The 13,624-nt window shown below is 43.1% G+C and carries 19 protein-coding genes; 10 read left to right on the plus strand and 9 right to left on the minus strand.

Going from position 1 to position 13,624, the window contains the following annotated elements; genetic code table 11:
- The 4 genes from ICN31_RS10280 to ICN31_RS10295 form a co-directional block, all read right to left on the minus strand.
- Positions 1-568: glycosyltransferase (locus tag ICN31_RS10280; protein ID WP_216261194.1), on the minus strand; the 568-nt coding region annotated here is incomplete at its 3' end.
- Positions 569-723: 155 nt separating this feature from the next.
- The gene (locus ICN31_RS10285) at positions 724-2,007 is read right to left on the minus strand and encodes a lipopolysaccharide biosynthesis protein (protein WP_216261195.1); all 1,284 of its coding nucleotides are present in this window, start codon (positions 2,005-2,007) and stop codon (positions 724-726) included.
- A gap of 94 nt (positions 2,008-2,101) precedes the next feature.
- Complete coding sequence (locus ICN31_RS10290; RefSeq protein WP_216261197.1) at positions 2,102-3,187, minus strand: EpsG family protein; 1,086 nt, start codon at positions 3,185-3,187, stop codon at positions 2,102-2,104.
- Positions 3,188-3,280: 93 nt separating this feature from the next.
- A complete protein-coding gene (locus ICN31_RS10295; protein WP_216261199.1) occupies positions 3,281-4,012 on the minus strand; it encodes a bifunctional 2-polyprenyl-6-hydroxyphenol methylase/3-demethylubiquinol 3-O-methyltransferase UbiG in 732 nt (243 codons plus the stop codon).
- Positions 4,013-4,222: 210 nt separating this feature from the next.
- Between ICN31_RS10295 and ICN31_RS10300 the strand changes: the two genes are divergently transcribed.
- Positions 4,223-5,176, plus strand: coding sequence for a UDP-glucuronic acid decarboxylase family protein (locus ICN31_RS10300; RefSeq protein WP_216261201.1), 954 nt, complete (start codon positions 4,223-4,225; stop codon positions 5,174-5,176).
- 1 nt (position 5,177) lies between these two features.
- Positions 5,178-5,984, plus strand: coding sequence for a tRNA (guanosine(46)-N7)-methyltransferase TrmB (trmB, locus tag ICN31_RS10305; protein ID WP_216261204.1), 807 nt, complete (start codon positions 5,178-5,180; stop codon positions 5,982-5,984).
- Between the two features lie 27 nt (positions 5,985-6,011).
- Here the strand turns inward: trmB and nusB are convergent, their stop codons facing one another.
- From nusB to ribBA, 3 genes are read right to left on the minus strand one after another with little or no spacing between them, the layout of a single operon-like run.
- On the minus strand, positions 6,012-6,524 hold the full coding sequence (gene nusB / locus ICN31_RS10310; RefSeq protein ID WP_216261205.1) for a transcription antitermination factor NusB: 513 nt from the start codon (positions 6,522-6,524) through the stop codon (positions 6,012-6,014).
- Between the two features lie 8 nt (positions 6,525-6,532).
- Entirely contained in the window at positions 6,533-7,048 is a 516-nt protein-coding gene (ribH, locus tag ICN31_RS10315) for a 6,7-dimethyl-8-ribityllumazine synthase (RefSeq protein ID WP_088525808.1), read from the minus strand.
- Positions 7,049-7,079: 31 nt separating this feature from the next.
- Positions 7,080-8,219: a bifunctional 3,4-dihydroxy-2-butanone-4-phosphate synthase/GTP cyclohydrolase II gene (gene ribBA, locus ICN31_RS10320; protein WP_216261207.1), complete on the minus strand. Its 1,140-nt coding sequence runs from the start codon at positions 8,217-8,219 to the stop codon at positions 7,080-7,082.
- A gap of 123 nt (positions 8,220-8,342) precedes the next feature.
- On the opposite strand from ribBA, the gene ICN31_RS10325 reads away from it, so the two are divergent.
- Genes ICN31_RS10325 through ICN31_RS10350 form a run of 6 tightly spaced genes read left to right on the plus strand, consistent with a single transcriptional unit; the run spans position 8,343 to position 11,878 of the window.
- Positions 8,343-8,684 carry a hypothetical protein gene (locus tag ICN31_RS10325; RefSeq protein WP_216261209.1) on the plus strand — a complete coding sequence of 114 codons (342 nt, stop codon included), beginning with the start codon at positions 8,343-8,345 and terminating at the stop codon, positions 8,682-8,684.
- 1 nt (position 8,685) lies between these two features.
- Positions 8,686-9,234 (plus strand): hypothetical protein, encoded by a 549-nt coding sequence (locus ICN31_RS10330; protein WP_255531009.1) that lies wholly within the window; start codon positions 8,686-8,688, stop codon positions 9,232-9,234.
- The gene (locus ICN31_RS10335) at positions 9,231-9,560 is read left to right on the plus strand and encodes a hypothetical protein (protein WP_216261213.1); all 330 of its coding nucleotides are present in this window, start codon (positions 9,231-9,233) and stop codon (positions 9,558-9,560) included. Before ICN31_RS10330 ends, ICN31_RS10335 begins: the two co-directional genes overlap by 4 nt.
- Positions 9,553-10,116 carry a GspH/FimT family protein gene (locus ICN31_RS10340; protein ID WP_255531010.1) on the plus strand — a complete coding sequence of 188 codons (564 nt, stop codon included), beginning with the start codon at positions 9,553-9,555 and terminating at the stop codon, positions 10,114-10,116. Before ICN31_RS10335 ends, ICN31_RS10340 begins: the two co-directional genes overlap by 8 nt.
- Positions 10,117-10,141: 25 nt before the next feature.
- Entirely contained in the window at positions 10,142-11,257 is a 1,116-nt protein-coding gene (gene ribD / locus ICN31_RS10345; RefSeq protein WP_216261285.1) for a bifunctional diaminohydroxyphosphoribosylaminopyrimidine deaminase/5-amino-6-(5-phosphoribosylamino)uracil reductase RibD, read from the plus strand.
- Between the two features lie 9 nt (positions 11,258-11,266).
- Positions 11,267-11,878, plus strand: a complete 612-nt coding sequence (locus tag ICN31_RS10350) for a riboflavin synthase (RefSeq protein ID WP_216261214.1) — start codon at positions 11,267-11,269, stop codon at positions 11,876-11,878.
- Here ICN31_RS10350 and ICN31_RS10355 read toward each other — a convergent pair.
- Positions 11,875-12,054 carry a hypothetical protein gene (locus ICN31_RS10355; protein WP_088525814.1) on the minus strand — a complete coding sequence of 60 codons (180 nt, stop codon included), beginning with the start codon at positions 12,052-12,054 and terminating at the stop codon, positions 11,875-11,877. The two genes, ICN31_RS10350 and ICN31_RS10355, sit on opposite strands and share 4 nt — an antisense overlap.
- 136 nt (positions 12,055-12,190) lie before the next feature.
- Between ICN31_RS10355 and ICN31_RS10360 the strand changes: the two genes are divergently transcribed.
- Together ICN31_RS10360 and ICN31_RS10365 are read left to right on the plus strand one after the other, a co-directional pair.
- Entirely contained in the window at positions 12,191-12,499 is a 309-nt protein-coding gene (locus ICN31_RS10360; RefSeq protein ID WP_088525905.1) for a type II toxin-antitoxin system HigB family toxin, read from the plus strand.
- On the plus strand, positions 12,496-12,879 hold the full coding sequence (locus tag ICN31_RS10365; protein WP_088525815.1) for a type II toxin-antitoxin system HigA family antitoxin: 384 nt from the start codon (positions 12,496-12,498) through the stop codon (positions 12,877-12,879). The genes ICN31_RS10360 and ICN31_RS10365 overlap by 4 nt, the downstream gene beginning before the upstream one ends.
- A 1-nt stretch (position 12,880) precedes the next feature.
- Here the strand turns inward: ICN31_RS10365 and queC are convergent, their stop codons facing one another.
- Entirely contained in the window at positions 12,881-13,621 is a 741-nt protein-coding gene (queC, locus tag ICN31_RS10370; protein WP_088525816.1) for a 7-cyano-7-deazaguanine synthase QueC, read from the minus strand.
- Positions 13,622-13,624: the final 3 nt, after the last annotated feature.

The raw sequence follows: 13,624 nt of genomic DNA on the forward strand, positions 1-13,624 counted from the left end.
TGGTTTTTACTAGAAATGGATGCTGTTTTTCAAAAGCAAATCCCCAATTTAAAACTGGGCGATCATCGTAAGTAATGAGCTTACGTGCTGATTCTGGAAAAATTAAAGGCAAGAGAGCATGAGGATCGGTAGCGCGTACATCTTTGAGAAGATTTGATTCGTAAGAAATTAAAGCGTGATCTGTAGGAGAAAGAATTTCTCGAATAGGTATGGACAATCCTTTGTTGATATCGAAATATAGGCCGCCTCGTTCACACAGAATGCAGTATCTCCAAATATCTACTTTCATGGCACCATATTGGGCGCCAAAATAAACATCTTTAATTGGATGGTTAGCGTAGTACTCGTTCATGTACTGATCCATCGCTTTGCCATCATAAAAATGAAAGTTGAAATCCTGATTCAGATCCCTGAGGTGACTTAGCCCAGCAGCATGCGTTTTACCAAAATGATTTTGATCCCAAGTTTGATAGACATCATTTGGAATAACGCCATGCCATTTGCTTAAGCCCTTGCAAGAAATTTCATTCACGGAAACTAAAGGCCATTCACCGCTGATTTTAGCCATGAGCCGTGGCATTCTAAAACGTGAGGAATTTAGCGCTTTAGTGAGAAATGACCTGATTGGCATGAATATTTAGTCTCAAAATTAATGTATTAAATAAACGCTAATTTTATACCCCTAAAAAATTTCTTATGGTATCAGCAATTTGAGTCTATAAATTACCACATTAACTCCCATTTGGTATTTTGACGTAGAAGTGAGCGTAGTTTAAAGATCATCAAAATGATTAAAGTGAGGTAGGCCAAGATGCTTGAAATGAAAATAGAGTACATGCCAAGAGATTCACTTCCAAGCCATAGAAATAATAATCTGATTGCGCAGGCTGCTAAGACAATTGGGAGTATTTGAAAATTGGTGCGAGGACCCTGAAAAAACAATTGCATATAGACTGCTAGGCACAAAATAATAGCTTGGCAACCAGCGAGACCATACAAAATAGGAGAATCAAGCGTAAATCCAGACCAATAAAAAACAAATACCTCTCCAAAGAGAAGCAATCCAGCCATATACGATAGGCCAATTAAGATAATAATTAAAAATGCTTTTTTCACATCACCAAATATCCAAGAATTATCCTCTTTCGTCATGCGGTGAATATAGAGCCCAAAATAAGGAAGCAGACCGGCGCTAAAAATTCCTACACTCAGTCCAACTAATTTGTTGAGGATAGTGACTGTTGAAACATCATCATTTGATAGTAGCAAGCCAGCATAAAAAATGTCTGGCGCAAGAATTAAAACAAAGGCCAACTGGTTAACCCATAATAGGGTGCCATTCCTAATTAAGGAGCCCATAGTGGTGAAAATTTCAGAAAACTTTGTCGTGATTAGGCCCCACAACTGAATTGGGCTCCATCGATGTAGATATAAAAAGATTATTGCGATGGCAGGAACATAGAGTATTAATAGCAAGTAGTACAGTAAAGCGCTTGAAATGATATCTAGGTCTAAAAAATAGATCAACCCAATAACAATGAGCTGGGCTAGCGATCTCGCAAATTCAATGGCACCTACAGCCCCGGAATTTAACATCGCTAGTAGTGCATTTGCGCAAACAGTTCCTAAAATTGAAAACGTAGAAGCGAAGATAACCCAAGCCACTAAAACAGTTTTTTCAGGAAGGGGGTCTACTTGCACAAGCCAATAGATGCCCATGAAAACAATGAGTAGCGTAAGGATTACAGCCATCCCCATTATTCCGGCCATAAAAATTGTTTGTTGCTTAATAAGTTGCTGTTGAGCGTATTCTTTTCCTAGCCATACCCGCATTGCGGAGAGAAGGCCAAAATCCTGAGAGGTGATGATTACAAAGATTGAAAAGAGCCAGTTCCAAAGGCTAAAATCATTAATATCAAATAGCCGGCTAAATACATAGACACTCAACAATCCGGAGCACATCTGCAGTATTCGGGCTGCAATATTGATGGCAGAAGGCCAATGCATTTTTCTTACCATGTAGCCTTAGATATAGTGAATGATTTGCAACTGTATTTCAAATATAAATTACCAAAATAGTAACTTCAAAGGATCAAATTGATTAACCTAAAATCCAATCATTCAGCCATTCTAATCGAAGGTAAAGAATTCCAGATAGCACAAGGGCGCCAACCAGTTTGGCTTTATTAGATCCGATATTTCCAGCCAACAGCACCAGTGGAGCGATATAAAATTCAAACATGCGTGTTTGAATGGTTGGGTTAAATGAGAAGAGCCAAGCTAAGAAAATTGCAAGCGAGATGCTGGCCCCAACAATTCTACTTAAGCGATCTTTTTGGAGATTATTACCCCAGCATAGCCAAAGCCCAAGCGCTAGTATTGGGAGATAGCCCAGTGGAAAAATTTTGACATTAATGTATTCACCGCTAGCATTCATTGCAAGATAGGCGCCAGCACCAGACTTGGTAATATTCAACTGCTGCATCAATTCAAAGCTTGGAAAGAAGCCGGTATAAATTAGCACCAAAAAACCCACTACAGTAATCGGCAAAACCCACTGACGTTGATTGAGCCATGTAAAAGGGATGAGGCCAATGCTTGGCGCTGCCTGAGCATGTAATGCAAAATTGCTCACTAGTAAGCTTCCTGCTATCCAATCCTTGTATCGATATAAAAGGAAGATCGCTAAAAAATACCAAGAGACAGCAAAGCCCGCTCTAAGCTGAGTGAAGTCATATTGAATGTAGGTAAGCGGTATTAAAAGAACGAGCGCTAGAAGGCGTTGCTTGCAGAGTTGATCAATGACTAACAGTTTGATGGCTACGCCAATACTCGCTAGAAGCATTAAAGACTGCTCATTGCTGAAAAAAGACTTCAAAAAAGATATGGCGAAGTACCAGCCCCAATCCCTTAATCCTTGGATGGAGAGCCCGCATTCTCTAATAGAGCAAATGGATTGGGCAATTTGAATGTAGGCCGCATCATCTCTAGATAAGGGTAGTGGGCGTAAGAATGTAAAGCCAATTAACCCCAAGCCGAATGCCCAAAACACTGCGCGATCTAAGCCAGGTTTTTGGTAGGCAATGTAAGTACTGGAAAGTGCTGCAAAGATAATAAAAGCAAAGCAAAAAATACTGTAAAAATGAGCCGAAAGGGCCGTAGGAAAAATGATATTGATATCAGGCATTTAGCGAGATTTTCTCATATTTTCCCATTATTTGGCTCATTGAAAGGCCTGGCCAAATAAATTAATCAACTGACCTTAATAGCTTGAAAATCGCTAAGCTCTAGTTTTCTTGAGGATCACCACTAGATTATCTGAGCAATAATTTCGTTTTTTATAAAACACCAAATATATAAAGCCATTAATTATTTTTTTGAAAATAATGGAGACCACTTTTCGTAGAGTTTTGCTTAAAGATTTCTCGAGCAGTGGTTCGCGCTCACCGCGGCAGGTTATAAGATCCAAAGATGCTTGACTTGCAAAAAACTTGATCTTTTCAGAGCCAATCGCGGTGACATGAGTTACATCACCGTTTTGATTTGCAAGTCCAAAGGGTGAATCACCATTTGGAAAGCGCAATAAACAAATACCATCTTGTTTTAAAACCCTTTTGATTTGGGTCAGAAAGAAAATAATCTTATCTTGGGGAATGTGTTCGAGAACATCAAAAGCAACCACTAAATCAAATTGCTCATCTGCTAGTTCAAGCAAATTTTCAGAGAGGACCGCATGAAATCCCTTTTCTTTAGCAATCTGGACCAGCAGAGGATTAATCTCTGTGCCGGTAATATTCCACCCAAGATCTACGCAGTATTGCAAAAACTTGCCGTTTCCAAAACCAATCTCGAGGATCTGAAGAGGAGGACTTCCATCCTCTATTGGCAAGCTCTTGAGTTCTGAATCAAAATAACGCTTATCGAATGCGCTTAGTTGAGCAAAATTATCAATGCTCCATTCTTTCCAGTTTAGGTAATCGCTATTAGAGTTATCTTCCGAAATAAGGGGCATGGATTTTAATTATTTATTAAACCAATAAAGAATTTCATATTTACTTTATCAGGTTTGCGGTCAAAAATGTATGGGTAAAAGCCTGAGAGATACGATCTTCTTATGCTAATTACCCGGCTATAATAATAGAATAGCTAGCTTTTCTTCTTTCAGAATTTCAATAATGATTGATATTTAATTAATTCAATAGTTGGATTGTGACTACGATATATGAATAATGCCGACCGTTACAACAAAATCCTCATCACTGGTGGCGCTGGTTTCTTAGGCTCTCATCTAACTGAGAAGCTTCTCAAAGAAGGTAATGATGTTTTGGTGGTAGATAACTATTTCACTGGCACAAAAGAGAACTTAGCGCATTTATTGCCTAATCCCCGTTTAGAGCTCATGCGCCATGATGTGACTTTCCCGCTTTATGTAGAAACCAATCAGATCTATAACTTGGCTTGCCCAGCCTCCCCGGTGCACTATCAATATGATCCAGTGCAAACTACCAAGACCAGTGTGCATGGCGCCATCAATATGCTCGGCCTTGCTAAAAGAACCCGGGCTCGCATTCTGCAAGCCTCTACGAGCGAAGTGTATGGTGATCCAGAGGTCCATCCTCAGCCAGAGGAGTATTGGGGCAAAGTAAACCCAATTGGCATTCGCTCATGCTATGACGAAGGTAAGCGCTGCGCTGAAACCCTCTTTTTTGATTACAACCGTCAGCACAACTTAGATATCAAAGTCGTGCGTATCTTTAATACCTATGGCCCCCGTATGCACCCCAATGATGGCCGGGTTGTGAGTAACTTCATTGTTCAGGCTTTACAAGGCAAAGACATCACCATTTATGGCGATGGCCAGCAGACCCGAAGCTTTTGCTATGTCGATGACTTAATTGATGCCATGGTGAAGATGATGAACTCAGAGCAAGGATTTACGGGCCCAGTTAATATTGGCAACCCTGGTGAGTTCACCATGCTCCAATTAGCAGAAACTGTGCTCAAGCTTTCCGGTAGTAAATCAAAAATCATTCATCAGCCATTACCTTCCGATGATCCGAAGCAGCGTCAACCCAATATCGAGCTAGCTAAGGCAAAACTGGGATGGCAGCCTAAGGTTAATCTAGAGGATGGCCTGAAAGAGACGATTGCTTACTTTAGGAAGGTCGTAGCTTAAGTTGACGCAGCAAGAATCACAAGCAACAGAAAAACGTTTTGACCGTATTCGTTCTTTTGTTCTGCGAGCTGGCAGAACAACTGTAGGGCAGCAACGCGCTATAGATGAGTTGGGCCCTCAGTTTCTACTACCTTTTCAAGATGCACCACTAGATTTAATTACTGCATTTCAGGGATCTACCAAGTCAAAGATTCTGGAAATTGGATTTGGGATGGGCGAGACAACCGCTAAGATTGCAGCTCTTCGAACGCAAGATGATTTTCTGGCAATCGAGGTTCATACCCCAGGTGTAGGAGCGCTTCTGAAGCTCATTGGTGAAAATCAGCTCACTAATTTGCGTCTCATACGTCATGATGCCGTTGAGGTCTTAGAAAAAATGATTCCTCCAAATTCTTTGGATGGCATTCATATTTATTTTGCCGACCCTTGGCATAAAAAGCGCCACCATAAGCGCCGCCTGATTCAGACACCATTTGTGGAATTATTAGTCACCAAATTAAAGCCAGGAGCTTATTTACATCTAGCAACCGATTGGCATAACTATGCAGAGCAGATGATCTTGGTCTTGAATGCCCAGACTGCTTTGCAAAATACTTCTACCAATAAAGTCAAAGTAGAAACTTTTACTAAGGAAGATGCGGCCAAACCAGATGAAATTGCCAATGAATTTAAGCCCTCTCTTGAGCAGCTGGGTTCGGAGCATCTGGGCTATGTTGAAAGACCGTCTTATCGGCCTATTACCAAGTTTGAGACACGTGGCATCAAGCTAGGACACGGTGTTTGGGATTTGGTCTACCGGAAAAAGTAAACCCGCACGTAATGTACGCTAAAGGCTTTAACTTGTCTTGGTCTCCGCGCTACGTAATGTTTGAGCGAGCAGATCAAGAACACCATTCACATACTTGTGGCCATCAGTACCGCCAAAGGTTTTAGCTAGCTCTACTGCTTCATTGATGGCAACCTTGTAAGGCACAGAAAGATCTACGGCTAATTCATAAGTGCCAATTAAGAGCGCAGCATGCTCTACAGGAGAGAGTTCATTGATTGGGCGATCCAGTGCTGGTGTGATGAGCGCTTCTAATTCATCTGTACGCTCTAAGACGCCTTCAAAGATGCCCTGAAATAAATCTTGCTGGCAGCGACGAAATGCTGGATCTTCAGCTAATTGTTTTGCAATAGCTGCACTATTTGGCAAGCTACCTGCGCGGCGCACTACAAGACTTTGATATACCCCTTGCAAAGCGTATTCACGAGCACGACGACGCGGGGTCAATGAGCGCTTAGGGGCTGCTGACTTCGCTTCTTTTGTGGCTGCAGGGCTAGAAGAGTTAAGACTGGAGTTCGGCATGAGAATAATTACTCTTCTTCGCTAGGATTGATTTCGATATCAATATCAGGGGTGAGCGCTAAAGCCAGGTTAGCCATTTCTACTACTGTTCTAGCACAATCTGCGCCTTTTACTTTCACGCGAGCTTGCGCTTGCTCATCGGTATCGCATGTCAAAACACCATTTGCAATTGGTAGACCTGAGTCAATAGAGATACGAGTAATACCTGCAGCAGATTCATTTGAGACGAGCTCAAAGTGATAGGTTTCACCACGGATCACGGCACCTAAAGCAACTAAGCCATCAAACTCGCCAGTCTCAACGAGTTTTTGTAGAGCAAATGGGATCTCTAGGGCGCCAGGTACAGTAACCAATTTGATATCAGCCTGCGCAACACCCAAAGTAATAAGTTCCTCAATACAAGCATTGGTGAGGGCCACACAATGATCTTCATTAAAGCGTGCTTGCACGATACCAATCCGAAGATCTTGACCATTGTGGTCTGCTTCCAGTACGCCTACAAAGTCATTATTAGAGCTGGTCATGATATTTTTTCTAGATGAATTGCTAAAGAGTTTATGGGGTAGCAGGTTTATAAGGTTGGTAGCCTGTCACTTCTAACTTATAACCAGATAGATTTGGAACTGGGCTTGGCTTAGAAAGCAAACGCATTTTGCCAACACCAATATCTTTCAGAATCTGGGCACCAATACCATAGCTTCTGAAATCCGTTTTACGCGCTAATGGCTTTTTTACTTCATCTTGGGATTGATTGAGCTTCTGAAACTGAGCTAACCAATCTTGATCATTCGGTGCTGCGATACCTGAAGCATTCAGTAGAACTGCAACGCCTACTGGAGCAGCTGCAATCTCTTTGAGTGCTTGCGCAAGTGGCCATGAGTGATTACTAACCTGTGAGTCCAAGAAATCCAATACTGTTACCGGTTCATGTACGCGCACTAATGTCTCTTGGTCTTCAGAGGGTTTGCCATGCACTAATGCGATATGCACACATGAGCTTGGAGTATCGCGATAAATAATGCCTGCGAACTTGCCCCAGGGGGTAATAAATTCACGGGTACCTTCGCGCACTACGATACTTTCGTTTTGACTACGGTATTTAATTAAGTCAGCAATGCTGCCGATCTTGAGTTGATGCTCTTTGGCAAAACTGAGAAGATCTGGTAGGCGAGCCATACTACCGTCATCTTTCATGATTTCGCAAATCACAGACGTTGGTGAGCATCCAGCTAGTGCAGCAAGATCGCAACCTGCTTCAGTATGACCAGAACGAATTAATACGCCACCGGGTTGAGCCATCAAAGGAAAGATGTGGCCCGGTTGCACTAAATCGCTTGGCTTAGCGTTAGGAGCAACAGCAGTTTTAATAGTTAAGGCGCGGTCAGCAGCAGAGATACCAGTAGTGACTCCGCTAGCAGCTTCAATTGAGACTGTGAAATTGGTACCCATCGAGGTGCCGTTATCGCGCACCATGAGTGGCAGATTTAATTGCTGACAGCGCTCGCGCGTTAGGGTGAGGCAAATAAGACCACGACCATGCTTTGCCATGAAGTTCACTGCCTCAGCAGTAACGTGATCTGCTGCTAGAACGAGATCCCCCTCATTTTCACGATCTTCTTCGTCAACGAGAACAACCATCTTGCCGGCGCGCAGGTCGGCAATAATTTCTTCTGTGGAGGCGAGAGTGTTTTGCATAGCCCACTATTTTAAGCTGAGCAGACAATTACTGTGAGCTACTACAAGAATATGGCAACTTTCGGACAGGAGGAGTGCGCATAAGGTCTTTTAAGGGCTCGCAGACCCCCTGAAAATGCTTCTATGCCCCAGCTACGCCAAGTTACCTATAAATACCTGTCAGATCATCAAATTGATGCTTCTCAAGGCTTTGTTTTATTAGAGGTCATCGTGGCGATGAGTCTGATCTTGGGTTCATGGATGGCTTTGGTCGGCACTTATCAAAACTTAGCCTTGCGCACTGCTGAAACAGAAAGCAAAAGAGTCCAGCTCAGAAGGGAGTTTGATGCTTTTGAAGTGAGTGAACAGGCCCGGGCAAGTGTCAGCACAAATACTAAAGGTCAAAACTATGAATCTTCTCGAGTGTCTCATCGCCATCGCACTCAGCATGCTACTGCTCAACCCCCTTCTAAAAACAAGCGCTGATTTGGCAGCTAAACAAATCGAATATGAAAAGAGACAATCACTCACTGCCGAGGCTGAGCGTGCATTTGAGCTCATTGGGCGCGCAATCAGAATGGCAGGATACCGCAATATCCATTCTACAGCGCGACGCAAGCAAGAAGACCAATGGATTCAAGTTTATAAAAAATCAGGATATCGAGGATCTGATTCTTTAACTGTTCAGCATGAGATTTCTGCTGCAATGGATTTTGATTGTATCGGTAATGCACTCAGTAAAGAGCGCAGTAAACACGGTTTAGCACGCCAAGGGTTTTTAGTAGATAGACAGGCTGGGATTGCTAAAGGCGCAAAAGTAAATGGTGGATCCCTGATTTGTCAATCACTTGACCGGCAAGGCCGTCTGCAAAACACGACTTTGATGAACGGTGTGAGCTACTTAGCAATCGAAGAGATGGCTACCCCAGAAAAAATACCTGCACAAAAACTCTTTAAGGTGAGATTGCAGATGACCGACGGAGCCCTATTAAACATAGATCTAGAGCGTATATTTAGCACTAGGAATCTGCCATGATTTTAGCTTGGGTACTTTCTTTATTGCTTTTGTGTGCCTCTCTCATAGCCCAACTAGAGCGCTTAACTGCACTGCATATCGTTGAAGTTAAAACGATTGCTCTCGCGCAGAAAAATTTTATTGCCGCAGAAAGAGCTGTATTAGATTGTGAGAAAAACCTTCCGACGCATTCAGTATTAACTGAGAATAATTGTTTGATTCAGCCGATTAATAAAAATATTTGGTTAATTAGTAGCAAACAAAAACCCGCAATTCAGGTTCATGTTCTCCTAGATGCAAAGTCTGGCACGACTACACGTTTAAATTGGCGCCAATCATTTGATTAATAAAAATCATCATCATCGATCCTATGGTGGCAGTTTGCTCGAGTTAATGGTGGTGATCTTGATCGTGGCTATTATTGTGATGATCACAATGCCGCTTTTACAAAATCAAATTGCTGCACGAGAAATAGATTCAGTTGCAAGGCGATTCATTACACATGCGCATTTTGCTCGGCAGCAGGCTTTGCATCTAGGTGAACAAGTATTGCTGGCACCAACAACGGACAGTGGCTGGGATGATGGCTGGATTGTGCAAAGTGGATGCATTGCTAAAGGAGTCAAATCAAGTTGCCGACCTCAGCATTGGTTTTCTCAGGGGGCGATAGATCCTATTTACTTTAAGGGCGGTGGCAAACAGTTTGTGGATCCCCATTCTCAAAAAAGAGGTATTTTGTTTACTGCTGCTGGGGCTGCTAAAACGGGGCAAGGCGGGTTTGTAGCTAATCGGCTTATTTTGGGTCACGATAGGGCCCCCAGTCTTGAGCGCCAACTGATTTTAGGCAGCGGGGGCCGCTGGAGAATCTGTGACCCAGCCAGAGATGCAAAGCGATGCCATTGAATGCATTGAATGGTTTAATAGAAGTATGTATAGCGCAGTTGACCACCAGTTTATGGGCGAGGCTTTGGCCGAGGCTCAAAAAGCACTTTATTTATCCAACCCTAACCCGCGGGTAGGCTGTGTCATCGTGAAAGACGGCGAAGCGATTGGTCGTGGCTTTACTCAAAAAGTGGGCGAGGCTCATGCAGAAATCCAAGCATTGGCTGATGCTAAATCTAAAGGCCAAGATATAGCGGGCTCAACCATCTATGTCACGCTCGAGCCTTGCAATCACACCGGTAAAACACCGCCTTGTATTGATGCCTTAATTGCTGCCAAGCCGGCTAAAGTCATTGCTGCTATGAGTGACCCCAATCCTTTGGTGGCTGGTAAGGGGTTAGAAAGATTAAAAGCAGCAGGCATTGAGGTGCATTGTGGTTTATTAGAGGCCCAGGCTCAGGAGCTTAATCGTGGATTTATTTCTAGGATGACAAGAGGCCTGCCTTGGGTGCGTATGAAAATCGCTGCTAGCTTAGATGGCAAGACCGCATTACCTGACGGTAAGAGCCAGTGGATTACTGGACCTCTGGCAAGAGCAGACGGTCATCACTGGCGCGCGCAAGCTTGTGCAATTATCACGGGCGTTGGTACCGTCAAAGAAGACGACCCTTCTTTAAATGTGAGAGAGGTCGCAACCCAGCGTCAGCCCTGGAGAATCATCGTTGACTCTAAATTAGAGACTCCGCTAAATTCTAAGATTCTCAATCAAGCTGATCAATCGGGTGTTCTGATTGTGTGTGCCGAGCTAGATTCTCCTGGTAATCGTGAGAAAGCTAAAGCTTTTACAGAGCGCGGTATTGAGGTGATTACTATGGCCAATGCATTTGGCAAGGTGGATTTACCAAAACTCTTTTCTTATTTAGCTAAAGAGCGACAAATGAATGAGATTCATATTGAGTCTGGTTTCAAGCTCAATGGATCGATGCTGCGGGAAAACTGTGTCGATGAGTTATTGCTCTATTACGCACCATTTTTTATGGGCGACGGTATTGGGATGGCAAATGTGTCCACTCTCCCCACATTAGATACGCCAAAGAATTGGAAAGTCATTGATCAGCGCTTAATTGGCCCTGATTTGAGGCTCAACCTGGTTAAGAACTAAAATCACCCTATGTTTACTGGAATTATTACTGCCGTTGGTCAAATTACAAGCGCTCAAGCCAAGGGCGATGGCCTGCAATTAATGGTTGAGGTACCAGCAGGCTACCTAGATGATGTTGCCTTAGGCGACAGTATTGCGATTCAGGGTGCTTGCATGACTGCAACGCAATTTAAAGACAATTCGTTTACTTTGGACATCTCTCGCGAGTCTCTCAATAAAACAGTAGGTCTGGATAAAGTAGGTCCTGTGAATCTTGAGAAGGCAATGCGTTTGAATGATCGCTTGGGCGGCCACTTGGTTAGCGGGCACGTAGATGGTGTTGGCAGGGTAGCGCATTTTTCGCAAGTGGCTAACGACGCCTATGGTTCTTGGCTGCTGCGCATTGAGGCCCCAAAAGAATTAGCCCAATTTCTAGCTTATAAGGGATCGATTGTTGTCAATGGCGTTTCACTGACAGTCAATAAAACAGAAGATAGTCTAAATGCTTGCATGGTAGACATCAACCTCATTCCGCACACGCTTCAAAGTACTACTCTAGGTCAGTTGCAGCAAGGCGATGCCGTGAATCTTGAGATTGATTTAATTGCGCGTTATGTGGCGCGCATGCTAAATAAACTCTAGAGCTTTTCTAATTCAACCTTAACTGTGAGCCCGCCTTTTCTGGAGCGCGCTATTTGGATAAGCAATGCATCATCTATAAAACCTTCGCTAGGTTTGGGTGTTTTTAAGGCTCTTAAACGCTTTACCGTTTTTAGATCATTATTCGGTGCGGAGGCTTTCTTATTAATTTGTTTCATTTTCTAGCCAAGCACTCTAAATGGTTAGCTATAGACTTCCTTAGCATCTATTAAGACTTTTAGATATTGACCATTTTCTTGTCTTGGGTAAATGCCCATGTTGACAATAGTCCCATTATGGGACTATAATTGCAAGATGAGGGTAATTGCTAGAAAGTACTTGGTAAAGTTTTGGGAAAGCCATCGAAATGCGGAGCAGCCTCTACGGGCTTGGTACGATGAGGCGCTAAATGCTAAATGGACTACACCTCAAGATATAAAAAATTCTTATAGAAATGCAAGCTTTATTGGAAACAATAGAGTGGTTTTTAATATTAAAGGTAATGATTACAGATTAATAGTAGCAGTTGCGTATCAGTATGGAGCTGTGTACGTAAAGTTTATAGGAACGCATGCAGCATATGATGGCGTTAATGCAAAAACAGTAAATATGGAGGGCATATGAAAGATTTGAAGCCCATTAGAAATAAAAGTGAATACAAGGCAGCGTTAGTTGAGGCCTCAATTTTTTTTGATGCTGAGCCAAAATTTGGCAGCAAAGAAGCTGATAGATTTGAAATTATATTAATGTTGATCGAGGCTTATGAGACCAAGCATTATCAAATTTCTCCACCCGATCCTGTAGAGGCCATTAAATTTAGAATGGAGCAAGCGGGGCTAAAGCCCAAGGACTTGCAACCAATGATTGGTGGATTAAATCGCGTCTATGAAATATTGAATCATAAGCGCCCACTAACACTAAGAATGATTTGGAACTTGCATTCTATGTTGGGTATTCCAGCTGAAAGCCTTATACGGCCAGATGATGAATTGCGAGCAGCCTAGTTTAATTCTTAAGATATCTAGTCGGATCGCTCACATTGGCTTGCTTAAAGCCCGCCTGTCTTAGGCGACAAGATTCACATTCTCCACAAGCTTCGCCTAAATCATTAGCTTGATAGCAAGAAACGGTTTGGGAATAATCTACCCCCATGGTGCTGCCAAGCTCAATGATTTGCGCTTTAGTCAAATTGATGATCGGCGCATGTACTCTGAAGCGATTCTCATCATTGATTGCTTCTACTCCAGCTTTAGTGGCCAAGTTAGCCATGTGCTCAAAAGAGGCAACATATTCAGGGCGGCAATCAGGGTAGCCTGAGTAATCAACAGCATTGGCACCGTAGAACACATCTAAGCCACCCAATGACTCAGCCCAACCTAAAGCTAGCGACAAAAGAATCGTATTGCGTGCAGGTACATAAGTAATTGGAATCTCTTGATCCTTGCCGAGAGTGGTTGGAACTGCAATGGAGGAGTCAGTTAATGCAGAACCGCCAAAGCGCGTGAGATCAAGGTTGACCACTTCATGGCGGATGACGCCAATTTGTTTTGCAATATGTTTGGCTGCTGCTAACTCAGAAGAATGGCGCTGACCATAAGCTACCGAAAGTGCGTAAGGCGAGTAGCCTAAGTCTTTGGCCAAAGCAAGAACAGTCGTGGAGTCTAGGCCGCCAGAGAATAAGATGACTGCAGGGGCGCCAGGTTTGCGTGGTGCTAGATTCTCAAATGCAGCAGAGAGCTTAGACATAAA

Source organism: Polynucleobacter sp. UB-Piko-W3, assembly GCF_018881635.1.
Lineage (GTDB): Bacteria > Pseudomonadota > Gammaproteobacteria > Burkholderiales > Burkholderiaceae > Polynucleobacter.

Excerpts from the sequence above, each read along its gene's own strand:
- ICN31_RS10290 (WP_216261197.1), bottom strand. The coding sequence starts at position 3,187 with ATGCCTGATATCAATATCATTTTTCCTACGGCCCTTTCGGCTCATTTT.
- nusB (WP_216261205.1), bottom strand. The coding sequence starts at position 6,524 with ATGCCGAACTCCAGTCTTAACTCTTCTAGCCCTGCAGCCACAAAAGAA.
- ICN31_RS10335 (WP_216261213.1), top strand. The coding sequence starts at position 9,231 with ATGATTTTAGCTTGGGTACTTTCTTTATTGCTTTTGTGTGCCTCTCTC.
- ICN31_RS10350 (WP_216261214.1), top strand. The coding sequence starts at position 11,267 with ATGTTTACTGGAATTATTACTGCCGTTGGTCAAATTACAAGCGCTCAA.
- ribH (WP_088525808.1), bottom strand. The coding sequence starts at position 7,048 with ATGACCAGCTCTAATAATGACTTTGTAGGCGTACTGGAAGCAGACCAC.
- ICN31_RS10300 (WP_216261201.1), top strand. The coding sequence starts at position 4,223 with ATGAATAATGCCGACCGTTACAACAAAATCCTCATCACTGGTGGCGCT.
- ICN31_RS10285 (WP_216261195.1), bottom strand. The coding sequence starts at position 2,007 with ATGCATTGGCCTTCTGCCATCAATATTGCAGCCCGAATACTGCAGATG.
- ICN31_RS10365 (WP_088525815.1), top strand. The coding sequence starts at position 12,496 with ATGAAAGATTTGAAGCCCATTAGAAATAAAAGTGAATACAAGGCAGCG.
- ribBA (WP_216261207.1), bottom strand. The coding sequence starts at position 8,219 with ATGCAAAACACTCTCGCCTCCACAGAAGAAATTATTGCCGACCTGCGC.
- queC (WP_088525816.1), bottom strand. The coding sequence starts at position 13,621 with ATGTCTAAGCTCTCTGCTGCATTTGAGAATCTAGCACCACGCAAACCT.
- ICN31_RS10295 (WP_216261199.1), bottom strand. The coding sequence starts at position 4,012 with ATGCCCCTTATTTCGGAAGATAACTCTAATAGCGATTACCTAAACTGG.
- ribD (WP_216261285.1), top strand. The coding sequence starts at position 10,142 with ATGTATAGCGCAGTTGACCACCAGTTTATGGGCGAGGCTTTGGCCGAG.
- ICN31_RS10355 (WP_088525814.1), bottom strand. The coding sequence starts at position 12,054 with ATGAAACAAATTAATAAGAAAGCCTCCGCACCGAATAATGATCTAAAA.
- ICN31_RS10360 (WP_088525905.1), top strand. The coding sequence starts at position 12,191 with ATGAGGGTAATTGCTAGAAAGTACTTGGTAAAGTTTTGGGAAAGCCAT.
- ICN31_RS10325 (WP_216261209.1), top strand. The coding sequence starts at position 8,343 with ATGCCCCAGCTACGCCAAGTTACCTATAAATACCTGTCAGATCATCAA.